The sequence below is a fragment of the uncultured Hymenobacter sp. genome (genome assembly GCF_964243305.1).
Classification (GTDB): domain Bacteria; phylum Bacteroidota; class Bacteroidia; order Cytophagales; family Hymenobacteraceae; genus Hymenobacter.
This window is the reverse complement of record NZ_CAXTEF010000003.1, coordinates 61,824-86,900: the sequence shown is the minus strand read 5'-3', so window position 1 is coordinate 86,900 and position 25,077 is coordinate 61,824. Positions and strand designations below refer to the sequence as shown.

At 59.1% G+C, this 25,077-nt stretch carries 22 protein-coding genes; 15 read left to right on the top strand and 7 right to left on the bottom strand.

Annotated elements, in window-relative coordinates; all coding sequences use genetic code 11:
* Positions 1-45: 45 nt before the first annotated feature.
* From polA to ACFE70_RS03240, 3 genes are read left to right on the top strand one after another with little or no spacing between them, the layout of a single operon-like run.
* On the top strand, positions 46-2,943 hold the full coding sequence (polA, locus tag ACFE70_RS03250; protein WP_375416279.1) for a DNA polymerase I: 2,898 nt from the start codon (positions 46-48) through the stop codon (positions 2,941-2,943).
* Positions 2,944-2,968: 25 nt separating this feature from the next.
* Positions 2,969-3,451, top strand: a complete 483-nt coding sequence (locus tag ACFE70_RS03245) for a DinB family protein (protein ID WP_375416278.1) — start codon at positions 2,969-2,971, stop codon at positions 3,449-3,451.
* Positions 3,448-4,659, top strand: coding sequence for a serine hydrolase domain-containing protein (locus ACFE70_RS03240; RefSeq protein ID WP_375416277.1), 1,212 nt, complete (start codon positions 3,448-3,450; stop codon positions 4,657-4,659). Before ACFE70_RS03245 ends, ACFE70_RS03240 begins: the two co-directional genes overlap by 4 nt.
* A 79-nt stretch (positions 4,660-4,738) precedes the next feature.
* Here ACFE70_RS03240 and ACFE70_RS03235 read toward each other — a convergent pair whose 3' ends face one another.
* On the bottom strand, positions 4,739-4,861 hold the full coding sequence (locus ACFE70_RS03235) for a hypothetical protein (RefSeq protein WP_375416276.1): 123 nt from the start codon (positions 4,859-4,861) through the stop codon (positions 4,739-4,741).
* A gap of 73 nt (positions 4,862-4,934) precedes the next feature.
* Positions 4,935-5,852, bottom strand: coding sequence for a class I SAM-dependent methyltransferase (locus tag ACFE70_RS03230; RefSeq protein WP_375416275.1), 918 nt, complete (start codon positions 5,850-5,852; stop codon positions 4,935-4,937).
* 179 nt (positions 5,853-6,031) lie between these two features.
* Between ACFE70_RS03230 and ACFE70_RS03225 the strand changes: the two genes are divergently transcribed.
* Positions 6,032-7,060, top strand: coding sequence for a YpdA family putative bacillithiol disulfide reductase (locus ACFE70_RS03225; RefSeq protein ID WP_375416274.1), 1,029 nt, complete (start codon positions 6,032-6,034; stop codon positions 7,058-7,060).
* On the opposite strand, the gene ACFE70_RS03220 is transcribed toward ACFE70_RS03225, so the two are convergent.
* From ACFE70_RS03220 to ACFE70_RS03210, 3 genes are all read right to left on the bottom strand, one after another.
* Positions 7,044-7,508, bottom strand: coding sequence for a hypothetical protein (locus tag ACFE70_RS03220; RefSeq protein WP_375416273.1), 465 nt, complete (start codon positions 7,506-7,508; stop codon positions 7,044-7,046). The two genes, ACFE70_RS03225 and ACFE70_RS03220, sit on opposite strands and share 17 nt — an antisense overlap.
* A 302-nt stretch (positions 7,509-7,810) precedes the next feature.
* Complete coding sequence (locus tag ACFE70_RS03215; protein WP_375416272.1) at positions 7,811-9,232, bottom strand: SGNH/GDSL hydrolase family protein; 1,422 nt, start codon at positions 9,230-9,232, stop codon at positions 7,811-7,813.
* A gap of 62 nt (positions 9,233-9,294) precedes the next feature.
* Entirely contained in the window at positions 9,295-10,611 is a 1,317-nt protein-coding gene (locus ACFE70_RS03210; protein WP_375416271.1) for an OmpP1/FadL family transporter, read from the bottom strand.
* Positions 10,612-10,858: 247 nt separating this feature from the next.
* Between ACFE70_RS03210 and ACFE70_RS03205 the strand changes: the two genes are divergently transcribed.
* On the top strand, positions 10,859-11,869 hold the full coding sequence (locus tag ACFE70_RS03205) for a toxin-antitoxin system YwqK family antitoxin (protein ID WP_375416270.1): 1,011 nt from the start codon (positions 10,859-10,861) through the stop codon (positions 11,867-11,869).
* Positions 11,870-12,027: 158 nt separating this feature from the next.
* On the opposite strand, the gene ACFE70_RS03200 is transcribed toward ACFE70_RS03205, so the two are convergent.
* Positions 12,028-12,387 carry a YraN family protein gene (locus ACFE70_RS03200; protein ID WP_375416269.1) on the bottom strand — a complete coding sequence of 120 codons (360 nt, stop codon included), beginning with the start codon at positions 12,385-12,387 and terminating at the stop codon, positions 12,028-12,030.
* Between the two features lie 161 nt (positions 12,388-12,548).
* Here ACFE70_RS03200 and lipB point away from each other — a divergent pair, with 161 nt between their 5' ends.
* The 10 genes from lipB to gldN all read left to right on the top strand — a co-directional run bounded on the left by lipB (position 12,549) and on the right by gldN (position 23,128).
* Positions 12,549-13,322 carry a lipoyl(octanoyl) transferase LipB gene (gene lipB / locus ACFE70_RS03195; RefSeq protein ID WP_375416268.1) on the top strand — a complete coding sequence of 258 codons (774 nt, stop codon included), beginning with the start codon at positions 12,549-12,551 and terminating at the stop codon, positions 13,320-13,322.
* A gap of 120 nt (positions 13,323-13,442) precedes the next feature.
* Entirely contained in the window at positions 13,443-13,859 is a 417-nt protein-coding gene (locus ACFE70_RS03190) for a hypothetical protein (RefSeq protein WP_375416267.1), read from the top strand.
* Positions 13,860-13,932: 73 nt separating this feature from the next.
* Positions 13,933-15,006 (top strand): MraY family glycosyltransferase, encoded by a 1,074-nt coding sequence (locus ACFE70_RS03185; RefSeq protein ID WP_375416266.1) that lies wholly within the window; start codon positions 13,933-13,935, stop codon positions 15,004-15,006.
* 99 nt (positions 15,007-15,105) lie between these two features.
* Positions 15,106-16,260 carry a DUF4271 domain-containing protein gene (locus ACFE70_RS03180; protein WP_375416265.1) on the top strand — a complete coding sequence of 385 codons (1,155 nt, stop codon included), beginning with the start codon at positions 15,106-15,108 and terminating at the stop codon, positions 16,258-16,260.
* Positions 16,261-16,347: 87 nt separating this feature from the next.
* Entirely contained in the window at positions 16,348-17,145 is a 798-nt protein-coding gene (locus ACFE70_RS03175) for a uroporphyrinogen-III synthase (RefSeq protein ID WP_375416264.1), read from the top strand.
* Between the two features lie 210 nt (positions 17,146-17,355).
* Positions 17,356-18,348 (top strand): PorP/SprF family type IX secretion system membrane protein, encoded by a 993-nt coding sequence (locus ACFE70_RS03170; RefSeq protein ID WP_375416263.1) that lies wholly within the window; start codon positions 17,356-17,358, stop codon positions 18,346-18,348.
* Positions 18,349-18,551: 203 nt separating this feature from the next.
* On the top strand, positions 18,552-19,571 hold the full coding sequence (locus tag ACFE70_RS03165) for an SUMF1/EgtB/PvdO family nonheme iron enzyme (protein WP_375416262.1): 1,020 nt from the start codon (positions 18,552-18,554) through the stop codon (positions 19,569-19,571).
* A gap of 62 nt (positions 19,572-19,633) precedes the next feature.
* The gene (gene gldL / locus ACFE70_RS03160; protein ID WP_375416261.1) at positions 19,634-20,437 is read left to right on the top strand and encodes a gliding motility protein GldL; all 804 of its coding nucleotides are present in this window, start codon (positions 19,634-19,636) and stop codon (positions 20,435-20,437) included.
* Positions 20,438-20,499: 62 nt separating this feature from the next.
* Positions 20,500-22,086 carry a gliding motility protein GldM gene (gldM, locus tag ACFE70_RS03155; protein ID WP_375416260.1) on the top strand — a complete coding sequence of 529 codons (1,587 nt, stop codon included), beginning with the start codon at positions 20,500-20,502 and terminating at the stop codon, positions 22,084-22,086.
* Between the two features lie 58 nt (positions 22,087-22,144).
* Positions 22,145-23,128, top strand: a complete 984-nt coding sequence (gldN, locus tag ACFE70_RS03150) for a gliding motility protein GldN (RefSeq protein WP_375416259.1) — start codon at positions 22,145-22,147, stop codon at positions 23,126-23,128.
* A 79-nt stretch (positions 23,129-23,207) separates the two neighbouring features.
* On the opposite strand, the gene uvrC is transcribed toward gldN, so the two are convergent.
* Complete coding sequence (gene uvrC / locus ACFE70_RS03145; protein ID WP_375416258.1) at positions 23,208-25,022, bottom strand: excinuclease ABC subunit UvrC; 1,815 nt, start codon at positions 25,020-25,022, stop codon at positions 23,208-23,210.
* Positions 25,023-25,077: the final 55 nt, after the last annotated feature.

Genomic DNA, 25,077 nt, shown 5'->3' with positions numbered 1-25,077 from the left:
CGCTGCCCCTGTATCCCTACCCCCCGCCCGCCGTACTTTCGCCCCATGACCCCGACCACTGACCAGCCCGCCGCCCCTAAGCTCTTTCTGCTCGACGCCTTCGCCCTGATTTACCGCGCCCACTTCGCGTTCAGCAAAAACCCGCGCGTCAACTCCAAGGGCATGAACACCGGGGCCGTGCTCGGCTTCACGAATACGCTGGTCGAGGTGCTGCAAAAGGAAAAGCCCAGCCACCTGGGCGTGGCCTTCGATGCGCAGAAAAAGACGTTTCGCCACGATTCCTTTGCCGACTATAAGGCCCAGCGCCAGAAGATGCCCGAGGACATCGGCATCGCCATTCCCTACATCAAAAAGATTGTCGAGGCCTTCGGCATCCCGATTCTGATGGTCGATGGCTTCGAGGCCGACGACGTGATTGGTACGCTCGCGCAGCGCGCTGAGGCCCAGGGCTTCGACGTGTTTATGATGACGCCCGACAAGGACTACTGCCAGCTCGTGACCGAGAAAATCAAGATTTACCGGCCCGCCTTCATGGGCAACGCGGCCGAGGTGCTGGATGTGCAGCACGTGCTGGAGCGGTTCGAGATTGAGCGCGTCGAGCAGGTGATTGATATTCTGGGCTTGCAGGGCGACGCGTCGGATAATATTCCGGGCATTCCGGGTATCGGCGAGAAGACGGCCAAGGCGCTGATTAAGCAGTTCGGCTCGGTCGAAGGGCTGATTGCGAACGTGGACCAGCTCAAGGGCAAGCAGCAGGAGAACGTGCGCCAGTTTGCCGAGCAGGGGCTGATGAGCAAGGACCTGGCAACCATCCACGTCAACGTGCCCATCCCGTTCGAGCCCACCGAACTGGCCATGTCAGGCCCGGACGAGGCGCGGCTGCGGGAGCTATTTGACGAGCTGGAGTTCCGGCAGCTGGCGGCGCGGGTCCTTGACGGCGGAGGGGGGGGTAGGGATGACCGGGCGCCGGCCGGCCCGGTTGGGCGCGGCGCGCGGCGGCCCAAGGTGGCGGCAACTGGCCAGGCCTCGCTGTTTGGCAATCCGGGCGATGAGGCTGTGGCCATTGGCGCCGAGGAGGGCGAAACCGGCCAGCACGGCAGTCCCTACCACGGTCCGCGCCGCACGCTGGCCGACATGCCGCACCAGTACCACTTAATCGACACGCCGGAGCTGCGCAAGTCGCTGCTGGACTTTCTGTTGCAGCAAGCCGAAGTCAGCTTCGACACGGAGACCACGGGCCTGGATACGATGACGGCCCGGCTCGTGGGCCTCTCATTCTGCTGGCTGCCTGGCGAAGCTTACTACGTGCCCGTGCCGCAGGACAGCTTCGAGGCGCAGCAGGCGCTGGTGGAGGAGTTTCAGCCGTTTTTCAACGCCGAGAGCATCCTCAAGATTGGGCAGAACATCAAGTACGATCTCACCATTCTCAAGCACTACGGCGTTAGCATCAAGGGCAAGCTGTTTGATACGATGCTGGCCCACTACCTCATCGAGCCCGATATGCGCCACAACATGGACGTGCTGGCCGAAACGTATTTGCACTACCAGCCAGTGTCGATTATCGAGCTGATTGGTCCGAAAGGCAAGAACCAAAAGACGATGGCCGACCTCGACCCCGCGCTGGTGAGTGACTACGCCTGCGAAGACGCCGACGTGACCTTGCAGCTCAAGCACGTCTTTGAGCCGATGCTCAAGGAAATCAACCTGCTCGGCTTGCTCAACGACGTGGAAAACCCGCTCGTGCCAGTCTTGGCTGCTATTGAGTACGAGGGCATCCGCATCGATTCTGGCGCTATGAACGAGTATTCGGCCGAGCTGCAAGGTTACATCAAGGAGCTGGAAACGCAGATTTATGCCGCCGCCGGCCAGGAATTCAACATCGGCTCGCCCAAGCAGCTGGGCGAAATCCTGTTCGACAAGCTGGGCATGGGCGGCTCGAAATCCAAGAAAACCAAGACTGGTCAGCACGCCACCGGCGAAGAGGTCCTGAGCCAGCTCGCCGCCGAGCACCCCGTGGCCGCGCTGATACTGGAGTACCGCCAACTCACCAAGCTGCGGTCAACCTACGTCGAGGCCCTACCCCAACTCGTGAACAAGAACGACGGCCGGGTGCACACCTCATTCAACCAGGCCGTCACGGCCACCGGCCGTCTCAGCAGCACGAATCCCAACCTGCAAAACATCCCCATTCGCACTGAGAAGGGCCGCGAAATCCGCAAGGCCTTCGTGCCGCGCGACGACCAGCACGTGCTGCTGGCCGCCGACTACTCCCAAATCGAGCTGCGCATCATGGCCGACTTCAGCGGCGACCCGACCATGATTGAGGCCTTCCGGCTGGGCCAGGACATCCACGCCAGCACCGCCAGTAAGGTCTTCAACGTGCCACTCTCAGCCGTGGACGGCGAGATGCGCCGCAAGGCCAAAACCGTCAACTTCGGCATCATCTACGGCATCTCGGCTTTTGGGCTGGCCCAGCGCCTGAGCATCAGCCGCAAGGAAGCCGTGGACATCATCGAGGCGTATTTTGAGGAGTTCGGGGCGGTGAAGAAGTTCATGGACGAGAGCATCAACCGCGCCCGCGAACTGGAATACGCCACTACGCTGCTCGGCCGCCGCCGCTACCTGCGCGACATTAATTCGCGCAACGCCACGCTACGCGGCTTCACCGAGCGCAACGCCATCAACGCGCCCATCCAGGGTACGGCCGCCGACATCATCAAGAAGGCCATGATTACCATCCACGACTGGCTGGAGCAGGAAAAGCTCGGTACCAAGATGATTCTGCAAGTCCACGACGAACTCGTCTTCGACGCCGTGGCCAAGGAAGTGGAGTTCATCACGCCCAAGATTCGGGAGCTGATGATAAGCGCCCTGCCCCTGCCCCGCGGCGTGCCGATGGAAGTGGAAATCGGTACGGGCCGCAACTGGCTGCAAGCGCATTAGCAGCATTCCTATAGCATCTAATCTCATGGATAAGACCACTAAGCAAGCCGTGGTGACGGAGCTTGTTGACTTACTTGTCAAAGGCAACGCCCACGTCACTTTTGAGGACGCCTGCGCCGACCTGACGCCAGAAATCTGGAATCAGCACGTAGCCGGCACACCCTACAGTATCTGGCAGCTGACCGAGCACGTTCGCATTGCGCAGTGGGATATTTTAGAGTTTTGCCTTGACTCCAAGCACGAATCGCCGGAGTGGCCAGCCGGGTACTGGCCGGCTAAAGATGCTACTGCCGATGAGAGAACGTGGCAAGCTACGCTGGCCCAAATTCAGCGAGACCGCCAACGCTTTATAAGCCTGCTAAACGCGCCAGATACCGACCTGCTGGTCCCGTTGCCACATGGTTCCGGCCAAACTATCCTGCGCGAGGCCATGCTTATTGCTGACCACACGGCCTACCACACCGGTGAAATCATCTTGGTACGGCGCCTGCTGCGCGCCTGGGGATGATAAGCGCCCTACCCCCTGCCCCGCGGCGTACCGGTGGAAGTAGAAATTGGCACGAGCCGCAACTGGCTGCAAGCACATTAACCGCTTGCTCTGATTTATTGGCTGAGAATCCCGACCATTTTACCCAAACCTCAGTCATGAGACGACTACTCGTACTACTTCTCTTACTTCAGTGCTCAGCAAGCTGGGGCCAGTCGGTACCCACCGCAGCCACTCTTACCGCCCTGATGCAGAAGGCCAGCGTGCCGGGTATGCAGCTGGTGTACACTCATGGCGTTAAGAAACAAGCCTATGCCCTGGGCCAGCGCACGGCCGGCAGCGCGCTGGCTGTGGATGCTACTACCATTTTTGAGGCGGCCTCGCTGGGGAAAGCTGTACTGGCTTACGTGGCCCTGCGCTTGCTCGACCGGGGCGTGTTCAGCCTCGACAAGCCGCTGCTGAGCTACTACCCCTATCCCCGCCTTCAGGGCGCGCCAAATGCCGATAAAATCACGGCTCGCATGGTGCTAGGGCACACCACGGGCTTACCCAACTGGGTGGCCAACCCAACGAGCCCGGAGTGGAAAACGGCCCCGCTGCGCCTTAAATATGCGCCCGACAGCTGGTGGAACTACTCCGGCGAGGGCTACGTGCTTTTGCAGAAAACGCTGGAGCACCTCACCAATAAGTCGTTTGAGACGCTGGCCCAGGAGGAAGTATTCGGCCCGTTGCGTATGGCGCACAGCAGCTTCACATGGCGCGAGAAATTCGCGGCCAACGCCGCGGCGGGCCACGACGGCCAGGGCCAGCCGGTGCCCATCAATCACTTCCCGGAGCCCTACGCGGCCTTTAGCCTGCTCAGCACTGCGTCCGACTACAGCCGGTTTCTGCAAGCGCTGATGAGTGGCCGGGGGCTGAAACCCGCTACCGCGCAGCTGCTACTCCTACCCGCTAACGAAGCTAACCGCTACGGCAAGCCAGCAACGGCCACCGACCCGTTTATTGCCTGGGCCTGCGGCGTGGGCTTAGCCACCACCAGCCAGGGCATAGCCCAGTGGCAATGGGGCGACAACGGCGCCTTTAAGGGCCTTTACATGACGCTGCCCGGCAAAAAGGAAAGCCTGGTATTTTTAACTAACAGCTCTAATGGTCCCAAAATGGCCGACGACTTGCTGCGGCTGTTCTTCGGGCCGGGCGAGTATCGGGCTACGCAGTGGCTGGCCGAATAGTCAGGCTGCATTTGGATGAAGCTCCATAAAAAAGCCCGGAATGCTTAAGCGTTCCGGGCTTTTTTCGTGGCCATAAAACCTACTTCTTCTGAGTCTTTTTCGTCTTGCCCGAAGGCTTATCTTTCTGCTCGGTCTCGTTTTTCTGCTCCTTATTCTTGGTGGCCGGGTCAGTGTGCTTGGGGGTGTTGGTTGAGGTTGCCATAATGGTAAAAAATGTGGTGAACTGGATGCGTACTATACGCGCGGCCGGGGAAAGTCGGCTGAATGCCAATTTCCTACCCCCCTTTCCCATTCCGGGCCACTACGAACATTCGGTCGCCAAACCGGCCGGTGAGCTTGTTCAAGTAATACGTCGGGTACTGCCCGGCCAGCTTGCCGGCTTTTTCCAGCAGGCTGCCGCCCAGGCGGATGTGCTGCGGCGGCTTCACCGGGTTCAACAGCTCGACTACCTCGAAGTGGTGCTTGCGCAGCAGCTTGGTGATAGTGGCGGGCGTGAACTCGTAGAGGTGATAGGGCGGAATGTCCATCTTGCGCTGCCGGCCCAGCAGGCCGTAAGCGGCGAAGCCCAGGCGCACGGTGGGCAGATTCAGTACGCTCGGCAGGGCCAGCACGAGCAGGCCACCGGGGCTCAGGATGCGGCCGAACTTGGCCAGCACGGCGCTGGGCGAGAGCAGGTGCTCCAGCACGTCGCCCATGTAGGCGAGGTCGAACTGGTTTTCGTGAAAGTCTTCGGTGGTTTCGATGTTGCCGGTCACGACGGGCAGGCCGAGCTGGCGGCGGGCGAAGTCGGCGGCGTGGGCCGAGATTTCAAGACCGTGGGTTTCCCAGCCCAGGCTTTGCAGGCTCTTGAGGGTGTAGCCGGGACCGCAGCCCACTTCAAGGTAGCGAAACTTCTGGCCCGGATACTTGGCCTGCATGTAGTCCACGAACTTGTCGGGCTTGGGCTGGCTGAGGTCCAGCTTCTCGCCTTCCTCGATGAACTTTACGTCCTGCTGGGTGCGGTCGTAGTTGGGGCGCTCGGTGAAATATTCCTTGCCGTAGAGCCTCTCGAGCTGGGCGGGCGTGGGCTGGGGGTCGAGGAAAATCAGCTCGCACTGCCGGCACTGCGTGCCTTGCAGGCGCTGGCCCTCGAAGGCGTAGTAGAAGGGTAGAGGACGGGAGTTGGTCTCGCCGCAAAGGTCGCAGGTGCGCATAAGGGCAAAGGTACTGGGGTGGGTTGTTCTAGTAGCATTAGCCCGCAGAGGGCGCGGAGGTTTGCGCAGATGACGCAGAAGCTGATAGCGCTTTGCCAGCGGAAGGGGGGGTAGGGATTTTCGCTCAGGCGTGAAACCCGCCCGGAAACCCCTACGGCCGGTTTGGGGTTAAAAGTATCATGTTAGAAGACCTGCTTATTTCCCCGGCGCCCCCGGTTTCGGCCCGCAACTCGCCCACGCTCGATGTGCTCGTGATTGGGGCCGGCCCCGTCGGACTAGCCTGCGCCTTGGAAGCGCAGCGCCAGGGCCTGCGCACGGCCGTTATCGACAAGGGCGCGCTGGTCAATTCCATCGTGGGCTACCCTACCAACATGGAGTTTTTCTCAACGCCCGAGCTACTCGAAATCGGCGGCTACCCGTTCCCGACCAGTGGCTACAAGCCCCTGCGCGAAGATGCCCTCGACTACTACCACCGCGTGGCCGTGGCCGAGAAGCTGGATTTGCGCCTGTATGAGCGCGTCGTGCGTCTCGAAGGCGAAGCTGGCGACTTCACCATTGAAACCGAAAAAGGCGAAATTCACACCCGCGCCGTGGTCATCGCCACGGGTTTTTTCGACGTGCCCAACCGCCTGCCCGTGCCCGGCGCCGACCTGGCCCACGTGAGCTACTACTACAAAGAGCCCTACCCTCACGTCGGGCGCGAGGTCGTGGTTATCGGCGCCAAAAACTCGGCCGCCAAGGCTGCCCTGCAACTCACCCGCGCCGGGGCGCGCGTCACGCTGCTCGTGCGCGGCCCGGAAGTAAGTGAGTCAGTGAAATATTGGATTCGGCCCGACTTGCTTAACCGCATTGCCGAAGGCCGCATTAAAGCGCACTTCAGCACTCAAATTGTGGGTATTCGGCCCAACGCCGTAGACATCCGCACCCCTGATGGGCCGCTGAGCGTCCGGGCTGATTTCGTGTACGCCCTCACCGGCTACCGTCCTGATTATCCCCTGCTCGCGGCGCTGGATGTGCCCATCGCCGATGACGAAGCGCGCACACCGCTCCATGACCCTGCCACGCACGAGTCAGCCCGGCCCGGCGTGTACCTGGCCGGCACGGTGTGCGGTGGGCTGCACACCAGCCGCTGGTTTATCGAGAATGGCCGCCACCACGCCCAACTCATCGCGGCGCGGCTGCGCGAAGTTGTCAGTTCAGGTAGCTGAGCAGCTCGGTCACGGCTACGCCTTGCGCTACTCGGGTGTAGCGCAGCTGCAAGGCATCGGTACTGAGCAGCACAATGTCGTAGGTCGCCTTGACGGTGCCCACGCCGCCCACGCCGAGGGTAAGCTTGGTGCCGGTCGCATCAAGGCTCCACGAGCGCATGTTCACAGTGGCGCGGGGCAGGCTGCCGGGACAGGCCGAAGAGCCTTCGGTGCGCACGAGCACGCCGGTGGAGGCGAAGTTGAACTGGTCGTCGCGCTGGCACGGCCGCAGCAGCGCCTGCCGGTCCAGCGTGTCGGCGCCAGTGATAGTTTGCCAGTTGGTCAGGTGCCAGGTGCTTTCCATCAGCAGTTGAGCTGAAGGCTGCGAGATAAGCTTTTGAGTTTCCCGTGGCTTCACTGCTGGCAGCAGGGGTAGGAGAGAAGTAAGAAAAAAGGTAAAGATTTTCATACAAACTAGGTTACTAACGCCTTGATAGTCATGGCATATACAAATAATAGGCCTAAGTTACCAGCCCTCCATAAATTTGACAATGATCTAACACCGTGCGGCCCGCCCCATGAAAGGCAGGCCACGCGCAGCGAGGCATAAAGCTCGGGAGGGTCAGAACCTCCCGGCCGGAATAAGGCAGGCTTAAGATTAAACAGGGGGGTAGGAACGCTACGCCGACCAATCCGCCAGCTCGGGTTGCTGCATAAAAAAACGCCGCCCCGGTCGGGAGCGGCGTTTTCGCAAGTCAGATTACAAGCTGATTACGGAAACTTCACCCCGCGGTAGCGGGTGGCATCGACTCCCGCCACGTGGGCACCGTACTTGCCATTGATAACCCGAATCATCTCGTTAGCGATGACGGCGTAGCCGCGGGGCGTAGGGTGCACACCGTCGAGCGAGAACAGGTTGCCGGTGATGTAGGCGGCGCTGTTGTTCGCACCGTTAATAGCCAAGCCGCCACGGGCCACCTGCGTGAAAAAAGCATTGGCATCGAAAATGGCCAGGCCGCGGGCATTGGCGGCCGTGGTAAGGGCTGCATTGAACGCGGTGGTGGCGGTGGCTACCAGGCCCTGCTCTACATCATCCAGCACAAAAGCACTCGGAATTGGGTTGGCGGCCGTAACGCCAAACGCCGCCGTGGTGTCGATGGCATAGCCGGCCAGATAGGCGCTGAGGGAAGCGCGGGGTACCAGCGCGCGCCAGGGAGCGCCGGTGGGCCGCCCCAACAGACCCAGGAAGGACGCGGAGGTCAGGGTAAACAGCTGCCGGCCGCCACTCGCGTTGCGAATATCGGCGGCGGCAATCTGCTTGCGGTTGCCCGACGTGGCGTTGCCGGGGGCCGCGCCGGTTAGCGTCACGACGCCCGGCACGCTGTTGGCCGTTAGCGTTGACCGGAGGGTTGGTCCCACAGTGGTAAAGAACGGGATGCCGGTAACGTCTGGAATAGTAGCCACCACGCCTTTGGCCCCGCCCACCGTCAGGGCATCCAGAATGCTCGCCGTGCTCGCCGTGAAGGTCGCCACCGAAGTTAGTGAGTTGTTGGGCGCTGTCGAGGCCCCTCCGCTGGTTGCGTAGCCCAGCACGTCATTGTTGCCCAGCCATTCGGTAAAAAACGTGGGGTTGATGGCTGCCACCGTGGCCTGCACGCGCTGCAAGTAAGTTTGGGTGGGCGTGGCATCGGGCGTGATGCGCTCAAAGAAGGCGTTGCCGCGGTTGCTGCCGTAGCCCGCCGTCTGAATATCGGACATCCGAATGCCAGGCACGCCTAGATTGTTGATGGGGTCCGTAAACTTAGTATAGAGGATTTGTGGCGTCACGGCCCGCACGGCTAGGTTGGTCGTCACAGGAGTCGTAATGGGTGTGCCCGCCGCCGTAAAGCCAGTCAAGCTCAGGTAGCCGGAACCGTTGGCCTGAGCCTCGGTGAAGAGCGGCTGCGTGAACGCGCCGCCGCCGACCTCGGCGAACTGCTGGGCCAAGAGGGCGGGGTAGGAATTCTGCTGGCCTTCCAGGTACAGCCCCCCGTCAGCGTAACCAGCCGTAAGGGAGTTGCCCACGGCGATGTAGCGGCTGAAATCGGCGCCGCCGGCGCTGGCTTTGGGCTCGTCGATGTCGGGCTGGCAGCCGCCGAGCGTAAGCCCCAGCAAAGTCAGCGCCGGGGTGGCATACGTTAAAAACTTTTTCATATTAGATAGAGACAGAGGAAGAGCAGGTGAAGACCGGGAGTGGCGGCTACCAGCGCTCGGAATTAAAACTTATAGTGCAGCCCGATGCCGGGGATGTGAATGTTGGTTTTGTAGGTGCCGGCCACCCGGTCGGCGGTGCCATTGTCGAGCAGGTCCTGCTGGGTCTGGCTGCGCTCCTTGAAGCTGTTGAACTGATAAGAGGCGTCGATGCCGAAGTTCTCGCTCAGGTTGTAGGAGAGGCCGGCGGTGAGGATGGTCCGGTCCGCGTCGGGCGTTTCGGGCGTCACGTAGCCGTCCTTTACGGCCGTCAGGTCCAGGGCCGCCCCGGCGCGTACGGTCAACTTCTCGTCCAGCTCATACTGGCCACCGAGGCGGAAAGTCAGCGCGTCCTGGTAGCTGCGCTTGGACGAGGAGAACGTGCGGTTGCCAACCAGGCCGCTGTTGGCGTCGGTGCTGGGGCCGGCATTGCCGTTGTTGCCGCTAAAGGTGAAGTCCAGGTTGCGGTAGTCGCTCCAGAACGTCAGCGACGCGTCGAGGCCGACGGTGAGCTTGTCGGTGGGCATGATGCCGATGCCAATGGAGGCCAGCGCCGGCAGCGGCAGCGTGGCGCCGAAGCTGGTGGCCGTGAACTGCGCCGTCACCGGGGCCGAGGCGCCGCCGGCCGTCGGCAGGCCCGACAAAGTCACGTCGCCGTTCTCTACCTGCGCGTTAATCTTCGAGCGGTAGCTTACTCCCACGCTCAGCTTGTCGGAGGGCTTGAAGAAGATGCCGGCGTTGTAGCCAAACTTGGTTTTGGCCTTGCCGTCCAGCTCAATGTGACCATCGCCGGTAGGCAGGGGCAGGTCGCGCTGCAAGTTCACCGAGCCGCCCACCAGAATGGTCAGGCCCGCGCCCACGCTCAGCGTGGGCGTGATGGCGTAGGAGGCTGTGGGCTGCACATACACCGAGCGCAGCGTGATTTCGGTGAGCGAGTAGCGGCCCTCCCAGCTGCTGCCGTAGCTCAGGGAGCTGCCGTAGGGCGTGTACACGGCCAGGCCCGCCCGGAAATTGCCGTCCTTGGGGCCGAAGCTGGCGTAGAAGTTAAACGGATACACGATGGGTTGGTCCTCCAGTTCGCGCTGCGGCCCGCCGTCGGCGCTGCGGAAGCTGACGCGGGCCAGGGCGAAGTTGGCGCCCAGCTGCACGCCGTTTTCGCGCACCATAGCCAGGGCGCCGGGGTTGTAAAACATGGCGGCCTGGTCGAGCGACAGGCCCACACCCACGCCGCCCATGCCGTTGTTTTTCTGGCCGCCCAAGTTGACTTGGAAGCCGCTGGCCGAGGCCGCCTGCGCGCCCACCAGCAGCGTCCCGCCCGCAAGCAGTAAAGATTTAACCGTCATAATAAGAAGAAAGGGAGATGGGAATAGATTCCGGGCTTAAAAGTAGCGCAAATTTCGCTTAGGCTATTCTCGTAGTGCCCGGTCAGCCCGGCCCGCGCACCGCCCAAACCCGGCCCGCCGACACTCACCTGCTAGATAGACGGCTGAGCTTCGCCGCTAAATCCCTACCCCCTCTGCCGCGCGCGAAGCCGGGCACCAAATGCCGCTACCTTTGCGTTTGCTGCCGCGACCTCTGCCCGCTTTCTTCATGCGTTTTCCTTTTCGGCACTTCCCCGCTCCGGTCTTTCTGCTGCTTTCGCTGACGCTGCTGGCGCTGGCCCCGGCCGCCTGCACCCGCAAAGCCGTTTCCTTTAATAGCCGCCCCGAATCGGTGGTGACCACCGCCAGCCCCCGCGACACGCTCACCATCACGGCCGACTCGCTGCGCAAAGGCCCCTCGCTGAGCACCGCCCGCAAGCAGCTGGCCTTGAGCAAGTCCGAAGAGCGCGCCGCCAAGGAAAAAGAGAAAGAAACGCAGCGCAAGCCCCGCAAAAAGAAGAAAGTGTTTCTGGGCGAGCGAATTAAGCGCGCCTACGTGAAGTCGGGCGGCAGCGGGCGCAGCCAGGTAATTGAGATTTTCTATTACCTGCGCACCTTCCAGCAGCCCAATCCCTACGCGCCGGCCCGCTACTACTACGACGGCAAGAAGCGCCGCATCTATAAGGCCACCCGCGAACTGGACCCGGCCACCGACAAGATTCTGCACGGCCCCTATAAGAAGGTGCAGAACAACCAGACCATCGAAACCGGCTTCTTCGCCCTCGGCACCCGCCATTTGCGCTGGGAAAAGTTTGGCCGCGACGGGGTGCTGCTCAGCAAGACCCACTACGAGCAGGGCTACCCGCGCGACGCCAACATCAGCTACTACGACGCCGGCCGCACCCTGCCTCAGGAAGTGGTGCCCTACGTGAATGGCAAGCTCGAAGGCGACTACGCCCGCTTTCTGGCCAACGGGCAGCGCGACTGGTCGGGCGAGTTTGAGAATGGCCACCGGGTGGGCACCTGGACCAAATACTGGGGCTTCCGCAACCGCCGCCACTACGAGTATCAGTACGCCGAGAGCGGCTTTGACCCCGAGGTGGCTGAACCCGAACTCGTGCGTGAATACAACCGCAACGGCACCCTCATCTTCGATAAGGAAAAGGGTCTTGACAAGCGCGGCCAGCCCGAAGCCGAGGACCGGCCGGGCCAGCGCCGCCCAGCCGGGCGCGGGAAGTAGGGTATTGAGGTCTGGAGAGGATAGGAAGAGAACGTCATGCTGAGCGCAGCGAAGCATCTCGCTAGGAGAAGTAATCAATGGGAAACAACGATTGAATTACTATCCGGGCGAGATGCTTCGCTGTGCTCAGCATGACGTTACTTTTTCCTACCCCCCATTTAATAGAAGGCATCCTCAAAGTGCTCAATGCGAAAGCCCTGGCTGAGCATGGTCAAGGCCAGAATGTCGAAGCGGATGTCGCCGCGCCAGTCCAGCGTCTCCTGCAAGTGCGTGGCCGCCAGTCGGAATAGCTCCTTCTTGCGCGCTGAGACAAAGGTTTCGGGCGGGCCGAACTGCCCGCCGGAGCGGGTTTTTACTTCCACGAACACTAGCAGCTCTTGGCCGCGGCGCGCCACCAAATCTACCTCGGCGCGGCCGTGGCGGTAGCCGCGGGCAAAGATTTCAAAGCCCAGGGCAGTTAGAAAGTCAGCCGCGGCGGCCTCGCCGGCCCGGCCCAGCTCGTGGGGAAGATGCGCCATAACGGGGATAGGGAGCTTCTCAAGCTGCGCCTAAAGCTAGTACCTTTGCGAGCTTTTCAGCCGCTGGGCGGCCGGAGGAGTTAGGTTATTTATACTATATATCAGGCGGCCGGCAGCGCGGTCGAAATCCCTACCCCTGCCCGGCTCCGTAAGCTACTATCATGGTCCTCGTCCCCGACTCGCCCGCCGTTTTCCTACCCCCCCCGGTGCCGGCGACCCGGCCCAACCGGCAGGTGCGGGTGCAGCGCCTGGGCCATGCGCCCTACGTGCCGACCTGGGAGCTGCAAGAGGCCCTACTAGCTGACACGCTGGCCATTAAAACCCGCAACCGCCTGGCCGAAGCCACTGGTACAACCCCGGAGGCGACGCCCAACCACCTGCTTTTCTGCGAGCACCCGCACACCTACACGCTGGGCAAAAGCGGCCAGCCCGAACACCTCCTGCTCGATGAGGCGGGCCTGGCCCGGCACGAGGCGGCCTTCCACCGCATCAACCGGGGCGGCGATATCACCTACCACGGGCCGGGGCAGCTAGTGGCCTACCCCATCCTCGACCTCGACAACTTCCGCCCCGACATCCACTGGTACTTGCGCACACTGGAAGAAGCCGTTATCCGGACTCTGGCCGACTACGGCATCCGCGCCGGCCGCATCGCGGGTCTGACCGGCGTGTGGCTGGACTTTGAAGAAAATGCCTCGCGTCCGCGCAAAATCTGCGCCCTGGGCGTGAAGTGCAGCCGCTGGGTCACGCTCCACGGCCTGGCCCTGAACGTCAGCCCCGACCTCACTTACTTCAACCACATCATCCCCTGCGGCATCGCCGACAAAGCCGTGACCTCCTTGAGCCAGGAACTGGGCCGCGCCGTGCCGGTAACGGAGGTGCAGGAGCGCCTGCTGCCGCACTTGGCCGCCCTGCTCGGCGCCGAGCTAAGCTAAGTCCAAGCCTAAGCTAAGTGCAGATACAGATAAGCTAACCCAGTATTCCCTACCCCCTCCGCGGCGCGGAACCCCAAATAATCCGTTCTAATTCATTTAAATCAGTTAAATCTGTGGTCCGTGAAGCACGATATTCCTTTTGACCCGGTGGAGGGCGTGTCCGTGGCGGTGGTGCCCGACGCGGCGGCGGCCGTCAGCGACGAGCAGCCCGGCTGGCAGGTGTACCTGCTCAACCACAATCCCTACCCCCTCGAAAACGTCATTATCAGCGCCAACGGCTACGGCCCGCAGAACGACGGCGAGCAGGTGCGTACCTCGACGCTGCGCTACGTGTACGAGCAGGTGCCACCCCGCGCCGCCGTGCCCATCGAGCCCATCGACCCGGCTCTGTTTCACCTCAATAATCAGTACTGGGTGAGCTACTACCGCGGCCGGCAGGTGTTCGACAAAAAGTACATTTTCGTGCCCGACTCCATCGTGGCCGCCAACTTCATCCACATCGGTCTGCTCAACCAGGCCGGCGTTTTGCACAGCTAGTCTGCCCTGGGCACGTTGTCGCCAACTTGATTTCCGCTATTATCTATCTCCGTACTTCTTTAAGAACTAGGCTATGCATTTACCCATCAACTTAGCGCTGGCCTGGATGTGGGCCCTGCTGGTTTCGCTCTTCGCGGTGCCCTCCATCATCTATATTGCCCACCTCAAAAACATGCTCGACACGCCCAACGGGCGCACCGTGCACCAGTCGCTCACGCCCCGGCTGGGCGGCGTGGCGGTGTTCGCGGGCTTTATGTCGGCGCTCACCATCTTCGCCGACCTCAGCAATGGCGTGCAGCAGCTGCTGGCGGGCTGCATCGTCTTATTTTTTGTGGGGCTGAAAGATGATTTGGTAAGTATTTCGGTGGCCAAGAAGTTCGTGGGGCAGTTGCTGGCGTCGGGCGTCGTCATGATTATGGCCGACGTGCGCATCACCAGCTTCCAGGGCATTCTGGGCGTCGGCACGCTGCCGGTGGGCGTGAGCTACGCCTTCACTTTCGTCGTCATCGTGGGCATCACCAATGCCATCAACCTGATTGACGGCCTCGACGGGCTGGCCGGCACCATCGTGCTGCTCATTGCCGGCACGCTGGGCTACTACTTCTACGCCTACGGCGGCCCCAGCTTCGGCAACTACGTGTCGGTGGCCGTGTGCCTGATTGGTGGGATGCTGGGCTTTCTGCGCTACAACTTCCACCGGGCCACCATCTTCATGGGCGACACCGGCTCGCTGGTGTGCGGCTTTATTATCTCGATTCTCACCATTCAATTTATCGAGATGGGCCTGCGCGTGGGGCAGCCGTTCGGGCAGGCCTCGCCGGCCGTGGCGCTGGGCATTTTGTTCGTGCCCTTGTTCGATACGCTGCGCGTATTTCTGTTGCGGATGCTCTCGGGTCGCTCGCCCTTCTCGCCCGACAAGAATCACATTCACCACCGCATCCTGGCGATGGGCTTCTCCCAAATAAGTACGGTGCTGCTGCTGGCGCTGCTCAATATCCTGGTTATCCTCTTCGTCATCAGCTTTGCCTACCTCGGCAATCTGGCCCTGATTGGCACGATGGTGGGCTTCTCGGTGCTGCTCAACATCTCCCTGGGCGTGTATCAGAGCCGGCTGGCGGCCCGGCAGCGCCCGCTGGTTTCGTCCTAATCCCTACCCCCTTCTTAGCCAGCAAAGCCCGGACTAATGCGGAGACCTGAACAGCGGAGGGGGGGTAGGGAATGGGCTTGCAGACTCAGCTTACGGAGTTTGCGCTTTGGACTGCTGGGGCTGCTAGTGCTGCTGGCCGCGCGTCCGGCCCTGGCCGCCGAGTACCAGCCCCTACCCCCCCGCTGGGCCGCGGGCCTCTCGGCCGAATGGCTCTTGCACGATGCGGCCCGCAACCGCCTGATTCTGTATCTGCCCGGCTATCACGCGCCGGCCCGCGCCTACTACCAGTGGCTGCGCCTGCGGCCCGGCCAGCCCTTCCGCATCAGCTTCGCCGCCCAGCCCGGCCTGAGCTTGCTGCTCAACAATCAGCTCGTGTTCACGGCCCGCGCCGCCACCACCTACTCCCTTGACCTGGCCCGCCTGCTGCCCACACCCGCGCCGGCCGGGCCTATGCTACTAGCCGTCTGGCAGCCCGAGGGCTCGCCCGACCTGGCCTCGTTCAGCAGCGGCGCGGCGGCACTGGCTGGGCCCGGCCAGCCGGCCGCCGCGCCGCTAGCGGCGCGGCCCCGCCGCCCCGGCCAGCAGGGCGAGAACGTGTTCCTGACCTGCGTACTGCTGCTGGGTCTGAGCTATGGCGGCCTGCGCGCCAGCTACCGCCCCGGCCTGAGCCGCATTTTTCAGGTAGAAGACCTGTTCGGCAGCGCCCCCGACCAGCAGAGCTTTCTGACCCGGCCGGCCTTTACGCTGCTTAACCTGCTGCTGGTAGTGCTCTTCGCCTTCGCCCTGGCCCTGCTGCTGGTCGCCATCCACACCAACTTACAGAACCTGCCCTTGGTGCGGCAGCTGCTCGACGTGCCCGAGTCGGCCATTGTGGTGCGCGTCTTGCTCTACACGCTGCTCATCGCTGGGCTGGTGCTCGGCAAGTACCTGTTTCTGGAGCTGATGGGCTATATCTTCGACGTGCAGGGGCTGGTCAACATCCACTACCGGGAGTTTTTGCGCAGCCTATTGCTAGCCGGATTAGGGTTGCCGCTGGTGCTGGTGCTCTATATCAGCTTCAACGCGACCCGGCCGGCGCCCGTCAACTGGGTGGCCAATGCGGTGGTGCTGCTCCTGCTCAGCGGCACCGTTTTGCGGGTGGCCCGCACGCTGCACCGGCACAGCTCCCTGCTTACTCTTCAATTGTTTGCCTACCTTTGTACAACTGAGATTCTGCCATTAGCCGTTATTCTTAAGCTCATCGTGTTTGCTTAATGAACTGCCGTCTGGCCCGGCTTATCATCGTTCGTGCCGTTCCCATTCCCGTTCTCTATCGTTCTAGCAGTACCTTTTTCTTTTCGTATGGCCGAGAGTGCAGATACGCCGGACGCCGGCCGGCACGCCAAGCGCATTAGCAGCATCCTGGTTACCCAACCCAAGCCCACGACCGACGTTTCGCCCTACTTCTCGATTGCTGAAAAGTATGGCATCCAGGTCGATTTTCGGGAGTTTATTGAGGTGCAGCCCGTTTCGTACAAGGATTTCCGGCGCGAGAAAATCAACATTCCTGATTATACGGCTATCATTTTCACCAGCCGCAACGCCGTCGACCACTTCTTTCGCATCTGCCAGGAAGCCAAGCTGGAGATGCCGGCCGAAATGAAGTATTTCTGCATCTCGGAGCAGACGGCTAACTACCTGCAGAAGTACATCGTGCTGCGCAAGCGCAAGCTGTTTGTAGGCACCCGCACGGCCGCCGACCTGTTCGATGTCATCAAGAAACACAAGGGCGAAAACTACCTTTACCCCTGCTCCGACATCCGCAAGGACGACATTCCGGAGTTTATGCGGGCCAACAATATGCGCTTCACCGAGGCCGTCATCTACCGCACTGTGGCCAGCGACCTGTCCGATTTGGCCGAAGTGAAATACGACTGCATTGCCTTCTTCAGCCCGTCGGGCATCAGCTCGCTGTTCGTCAACTTCCCTGATTTCATCCAGGACGGCACCCGCATCGCGGCTTTCGGGCCCACCACGGCCAAAGCCGTGCGCGATGCCGGCCTGGAGCTAGATATCGAAGCCCCGCTGCCCAATGCGCCGTCCATGACAGGAGCCATCGAAGCCTACATCCGCCGGCATCAGGGCCCTACCCCCCTCTAGCGCCGCAATCGATAAAGATGAGCAGGCCGCGAAACCATCCGAGCGGTAACTTACGTTAGCAAAGTCCTAAAAAGCAATGACCGCCGGCACTTTTTCCGGCTGTTTTTGTGTCAGGATAATTCCAACGAGGCTTTTCCGTTACATTTGGGATTCGCTGTTTTGCATTCATCCGGAAACTTTTTTCAGTTTTCGCTTCGTTCGCCCGCCCTTATGAAACCTACGCTACTTGCTACCCTGCTGCTGTTGGCCGTAGCAAGCACAGCTGCCTATGCCCAGCAACAACCGCAGTTCACGCACTATGGGCTCAACGGTATGTATCTCAACCCGGCATACGCTGGCATTAAGGAACAAGGCGAGGTGAATTTTATTGGCCGCTATCAGTACTTTAATTACGGAGGCTACCCCGGCGATGCTAATGGCTCGCCCCGCACCGGTATGGTGAGCGTGTCGTTGCCCATCCTGGCCGTGAGGGGGGGGGTAGGGCTGGTAGTTTATTATGACCAGGCTGGGGAGCAAAAAATGTCCAACGCGGCGCTCTCCTACTCTCAGCACGTTAAAGTGGGCGCTGGCAAGCTGGGCTTTGGCATCCAGGGACTTTACACGCATCTCGGCGCGGGCCGGTTCCGCCCAGTTGATGAGGGCGACCCTTCGGTGCCGCTCAATGCCTCGGACCGGAAGTTTGATGCTGGTGCTGGGGTCTGGTATGAGGCGCCTAAGTTCTACGCTGGCCTCAGCGTCAACAACTTGTTGCGCTCAGAGTACCGCTTTGCCAATCAATACGGGATTTCTTCTTATATCAATGAGAATCATGCTTACTTCACGGCTGGATACAATATCGAGGCCACCGATGCCGTTGTCGTGACCCCGATGGTGCTAGTAAAAGCCGTGTTGCCAGGTGGTGCTTCCAGTAACTCGGCGTTTAGCAACTCGAAAAACTATTCCGTAGATGTTGGCGCCCGCGCTACGCTCGACGACCGGTTTTGGGTTGGTGCTAATTTTCGCTATGATGAATCTATATCCGGATTGCTTGGCCTGAGTTTTGCGAAAGATAATGCCATGCGTTTGGGGTACGCATTCGATTTTATTGCTTTTAACCAATACGCCCGGGCCTTTGGCTCGCACGAAATAATGTTTACGTACCGGCTGCCTAAGCCTGCTTTATTTGTGCGCCCCGCCGTTCGTACCCCCCGCTACAGCTTCTAGCGTTGACAGATTTGAGCCTGTTATTTCTTAGCAGAGTTCTATTCAAAAAATAATTATCCTTGCTTTAACTGCTTCAGCAAGTATTTGCTCTTCACTCCATACTTTTTTAGTACATTTGCTCGCTGACCTGAAACGGCGTAGCTTTGTCAGCCTGTTTACTTCTAGCATTTCGACTCAGCTATTAATTCAGTCACTCCCTACCCATGAATAAGATTTTAGCATTATCCCTGTTTGTTGTCACTAGCGCCACGTTGGGTGGTTGCGGCTTCGGCAAGAAATTTCAGGGTGACTTGGTGGGTGCCGAAGACCGGCCCATCTTCAATCCTCAGGAAGTTCCGTTGGGTATGGTGCCTTGCCCCGGTGGCACTTTCCACATGGGCCAGACCGACCAGGACATCTCGGCCTCGATGGTAAACATGAACAAGCAGGTAACCATCGCCGGCTTCTACATGGACGAGACTGAAATCACCAACAATGAGTACCGGCAGTTTGTGGACGCCATCAAGCAGGATTCACTTGACGTACTCGGCGAAGAGTACGTGATGACAGAATTGTATCCCGACACGACCGTGTGGGTGCGCGACTTCACCTACCACATGGGTGACCCCTTGCTGGAATATTACTATACTCACCCGGCTTTTGATGATTACCCGGTGGTAGGTGTTGATTGGTTTGCGGCCAAGTACTTCTGCAACTGGCGCACCAAATTCAAGAACACGTCGAACGAGGAACTGGGCTTTGCGCCCGACCCCAACTTCCGTCTGCCTTCGGAGGCGGAGTGGGAGTACGCTGCCCGCGGTGGCCGCGACTTGGCTACGTATCCTTGGGGTGGTCCTTACGTCCGCAATAGCAAGGGCTGCATGTTGGCCAACTTCAAGCCCGGCCGCGGCGACTATGCTTCGGATGGCTTTGCTTACACCTCGGAAGTCGGCTCGTTCTTCCCCAACGACTTTGGCTTGTATGACATGTCGGGCAACGTAGCTGAGTGGTGTGATGACGCTTACATGGAAGCTTCGGTGCCGGTGGTATGGGACCTGAATCCAACCAATCCGGACGACAATGAGCCCCGCAAAGTGGTGCGCGGCGGGTCGTGGAAAGATATTTCCTATTTCCTCGAAACCGGCACTCGCAATTTTGAATACCAGGACTCCGCTCGCTCTTATATCGGCTTCCGTTGCTCCATGATTCAGATTGGCATGGGCACTAACCGGAACCTGAACTAATAACCATTAATCATTCCTCCGTCTTCATTTAACCCTTCCACTTTTTTTAATTTACTAACGACATGGCAGCTAAAGGAAATTTTCTATACGACACGCTGATGCCCAAGATATATGGCATCGGCGCCGCAGTGGTTATCATTGGTGCACTATTTAAGATTCTTCACTGGAAGGGTGCTGACATTATGCTGATGGTTGGTTTGGGTACGGAGGCCGTTATCTTCTTCTTGAGTGCATTTCAACCCAATCCGAAAGAGCACGATTGGAGCTTGGTGTACCCGGAGTTGAGCGAAGGTTATGACCCTTCGACTGGCAGCAACAAGTTTGTGGAGCAGTCGAACGGCAAGGGCCTCACCAAGAAGCTCGACGATATGCTGAAGGATGCTAACGTAACCCCCGAGGCTATTGCCAATCTGGGACAGGGTCTGAACCGCCTGAGCGCCACCACCTCCCAGCTCACGCAGCTCGGCGATGCTACTAACGCTACGGATGAGTATACCAAGAAAGTGCGCACCGCCGCTACCTCGCTGGAGCGCATCAACGAATCTTACTCCAATACGGTAGAGGCGGTGACGGCTATGTCGAGCGCTACGGCTGACGCCAAAGAGTATCACATGCAGGTGCAGAACGTAACCAAAAACCTGGGCGCGCTGAATGCAGTGTATGAAATGGAGTTGCAGGACGCCAACACGCACCTCAAGTCCATGAACCAGTTCTACGGCACGCTTTCGGCAGCCATGAACAACATGACGCAGGCAGGCAAAGACACCGAGCAGTTCCAAAAGCAGGTCTCGGACCTGACCGGCAACCTGACCTCGCTCAACCGGGTGTACGGCAACATGCTAAACGCCATGCGCGCCGGCAGCTAGGCTGAATTACAATTAAAAAGCGGCTCCTCCCGATTCATATTACAGGATATATAACCAGAACTATGGCAGGTGCAAAAGAAACGCCCCGGCAGAAGATGATTGGCATGATGTACCTCGTGCTGACTGCTCTGCTGGCGCTCCAAGTAAACTCAGCAATCTTGCTGAAATTCAAATTTCTTGACGACAGCTTGCTGGGCGTTAACGATAAAACCTCAGCCGCGGCCGATGGTACGGTGAAGGGCATTCAGGCTGCCGTGGTGAAAAACCAGAACCAGGCTCGTGACAAAACGGTATTGGCGCAGAGCGAAGAGATTCGCACCCGCACCAAGGATATGGTCGCTTATCTGCGCGAGGTGCGTGACAAGCTGGTTTCCTCGACCGAAAATGCCAAAGGCTCAAACGAGTACAAGAACATGAGCGCCGAGGATAAGGTGGCCATCACCATGCTCGGCGGTGCCCGCAACGGTTTGGCTTACCCCCTCAAGGACAAGCTGAACGCTTACTCGGGGTACATCGGGCAGTATGTGCCCGGTGCCGCGCCGCTGGCACTTGATCCGAAAGAGGATAAGATGATAATCGACCCGGAGCAGAAGAATAAGAACTTCGCCGAATTGAATTTTGAGAACACGCCCTTGGTAGCTGCTTTGGCAGTGCTTTCGCAGAAAGAAACCGAAGTGTTGAAGTATGAGGCTGACGCATTGCAGAAGCAAGCAGAAAAAGTAGGCGCCAAAACTATCGTATTTGATAAAATCGGGGCCTTCGCCAGCGCTGAGTCGAACACCGTGGCCGCTGGCACCAAGTACAAAGCCGAACTTTTTCTGACCGCATCGGCCTCCAGCCTACGGCCTAGCATGACGCTGAACGGCTCGCCGCTGTCAGTTGATGCTTCGACGCAGCGCGGCAAAGTAGAGTTTACGGCCCGGCCCGGTGCCTTCGATAAGGAAGGCAACGCCAAGGCTTCCTGGACCGGCACAGTTCGCGTAAATAACAACGGCCGCGACACGACTTTTAAGGTGCAGGTGCCTTACACCATCACCAAGCCGGTAATGCAGATTCAGTCGGCCTCAGTGCAGGCCTTGTACTTCAAGTGCGGCAACAAGCTGACAGTGAACGTGCCCGCGTTGGGTTCGCAGTATGCGCCGAGCTTTTCAGCTTCAGGTGCTACTACGATTAAAGGTGCTCAAAAAGGTGAGGTTACGCTGGTACCGAATTCACGGGAGGTGACGCTAAGCGTGTCGAGCGGTGGCAACCCCATTGGCTCACAAACCTTTCAAGTGCGGCCAATCCCTAAGCCCGAAGTCAAAATATTCGTGGGTGGCCGTGAGGCTAACGACAAACAGGGTACTCCCGGCACGGCGGTTCGCAACATGCAACTCCGCGCTATTCCGGATGCGGGCTTCGCTACGTTCCTTCCCGATGATGCCCGCTACCGGGTAGCCCGGTACGAGGTAACGTTAGTACGTGGCAAGCGTCCTGTTGGCGGCACCCGCACGGTTAACGGTCCGCAGGCTGACTTGAGCGATATCGTAAACTCGTACCGCGAAGGTGATCGCCTTTATGTGGATGTGAAAGAGGTGCAGCGCCAGAATTTCCAGGGCAACGTGGAGCCAGTGAGCGTGTCAAAAACCATGAATATTCCCCTGCTGTAATAAGCTAGGCTAGCGGTCCGTTAGCGAACTATCAGCCACCGTTTTGCATTCTCCAGATATGAAATTCATTCGCACGTTTGCCGCGTTTGCCGCGGGTTTAGGTATAGCTTACTCAGCTTCCGCGCAGGAGCAGGCCACCACGGCTACCAGCACTGGCTCAAAGCGCCCGATTCCGACTTCCGACCAAATGTTTCGCAAGACTATCTGGCGGCAGGTTGATTTGCGCGAAAAGCAGAACAAGCCCATGTTCTCGGAGGGCAAAGAAATCAGCCGCATCATCATGGAGGCCGTGAAGCGTGGCGAGTTGCAAGCTTACAAGAGCGATTCGCTGACTTCGACTTATAATCCGCAGGAAGTTTCGGGCCGTATGTCCTACGCCGACAAGTCATTTGAGCTTAGCGCCGAAGAAAAAGCCGCTGGCTTTAGCGAAAGCGATTTAGGTGGGGGTGGTGCTGCGGCCGATGATGGCTGGGGCGCCCCGGCTAAGCCGGCCAAGACCAAAGCTAAGATGGTTGCTAAGCGCGATGCTAAAGGCAACGTGATGAAGGACAAGAAAGGCAAAACCATTATGGTGGCAGCCGCTCCGGCGGCGGCTCCGATAGCTGCTCCAAAAACTGTCAACGAATACCGTTACAAGGATTTGTATGAGATGGAGTTGAAGGAGGATATGATTTTCGACAAGAAACGGTCGCGGATGTATCACGATATTAAGACCATTACCTTGCTCGTCCCTTCAACCTTGCCTTCGAATACTTCCGGCATCGAGACGCCCATCGCGACTTTCAAGTACAGCGATTTGGTGAAAGTGTTCCGCAACAATCCCGAGAATGCTATCTGGTTTAACCCGCAAAACGACGCGCAGCATAAAAACCTGGCCGACGCATTCGAGTTGTGGTTGTTTAACTCTTACATCACGAAAGTATCGAACGCGGCTGATTCGCGTCTTGATGATATTTACGGCGGGGGACAGCAAGGCATTTTGGCGGCTCAGCAAACGGCTGCTGACTTAGTAGAGTATGAATACAATTTGTGGTCTTTCTAAAACGCAGATTTAACGAATTAATCCTAGCAAAAAGGCCCCTGACATTATTGTCAGGGGCCTTTTTGTATTAACAATTGAGCTATTCGGTTGGAGCAGCCTCTTGCTGGGCAAAATAATCTTGCAGCACCTTCGCTTTAGCTTTTCCGACTTCAGCTACTAGTTCAGATTCGCTTAACTCGCGTATTTTTTTAACTGACTTGAATTTGTTGAGCAGTTTTTCGGCTGTAATAGGGCCAAGGCCTTTGACTTCGGTTAGCTCGGTTTTTAAGGTGTCGGCGTCGCGGCGGGAGCGGTGAAAGGTGATGCCGAAGCGGTGCACCTCATCGCGCATTCGCTGGAACAGGCGCAGGCTCTCGCTCTTCTTATCGATATAGAGGGGTAGGGGGTCGTTCGGCACGTAGATTTCTTCCAGGCGCTTGGCAATGCCGATGACCGGAATTTGCCCCCAAAGATTGAGGTCTTTGAGCGCCTTGACGGCCATGCTGAGCTGGCCCTTGCCGCCATCGACGATGACAAGCTGGGGTAGGGAAGCGCCTTCGTCCACGAGGCGGCGGTAGCGGCGCGACACAACCTCGTACATCGAGTCGAAGTCGTTGGGGCCGACGACGGTTTTGATGTGGTAGTGGCGGTAGTCTTTCTTGCTGGGCCGGGCGTTGCGGAAGCACACCATCGCGGCCACGGGGTTATCGCCCTGGAAGTTAGAGTTATCGAAACATTCAATGTGCTTGGGCAATTCGGTCAGGCGCAGGTCCTTTTTGATGGTTTCCATGATGCGCACCTCGTTAAGGTCTTTGCTGCGGTCGTTCATGCTTTCCTTTTCCTTGCGGGCGTAGAGCACGTTTTTCAGACCTAGCTCCAGCAGCTTGCGCTTGTCGCCAATCTGGGGCACGGTGGCCGACGCGTTGGGCAGCGGCAGGGGGGGTAGGGAAACGTTGGTCAGGATTTCGCGGGCTTCGCTCTCAAACTCCTGCCGTAGCTGCATCACGAGCGGCGCCAGGATTTCAGCATCGTCTTCGTCCAGCTTCTTAGTCAATTCCAGCGCCTGCGTCAGAATAATGGAGCCGTTCATCACCTTCATGTAGGAAATAAAGGCCGACTTCTCATTCGAGGCGATGGCGAACACGTCGATATTAGTAAGCGTATCGCTGACGATGGTGCTTTTAGCCTGGAACGCGTCCAAACGGTCCAGTTTCAGCTTGAGTTGATGCGCCAGCTCGTAGTTCATTTCCTGGGCAGCGGCAGTCATGCGCTCGCGGAAATACTGCTTGGGAATGCGCAAGTCACCGCTCAGAATCTGCTTTATTTGGTTGATATAGCCGTTGTAAGTCGCCTCATCTTCCAGCGCCTCGCAGGGGCCCTTACAGTTGCCGATGTGGTACTCCAAACACACCTTGTACTTGCGAGCCTCTACGTTGGCTTCGTTCAGATTATAAGTGCACGTGCGCAGCGGGTACAGGGCCCGAATCAGCTCCAGCAGCACGTTCATGGCCGTGCCCGTGGCGTAGGGGCCGTAGTACTTGGAGCCGTCGTTGATTTTGAGGCGGGTAGGAATCAGGCGCGGGAAGCGCTCATTTGTGAGGCAGAGATACGGGTAGGTTTTACCATCCTTGAGCAGGATGTTGTACTTGGGCTGGTGCTGCTTGATGAGGTTGTTTTCGAGCAGAAACGCATCCGACTCCGAGTTCACGATGGTAAACTCGATGCGCTTGATGTTCTTGACCAGCTGCTGGGTTTTCTTGTTGTGGTCCTGCTTGGTGAAGTAGGACGAGACGCGCTTGCGCAAGTCCACGGCCTTGCCGACGTAGATAATGCCTTCGTCGTCAAAGTACTTGTACACGCCCGGCTGATGGGGTAGGGAACTGATTTGCTCTTGAATTTCGGGCTTCGCGGCCATAATATATTTCGCGCAGGGTTTCGCAGAGTTAAACGCAGGGTCGCGCAGGGTTTGT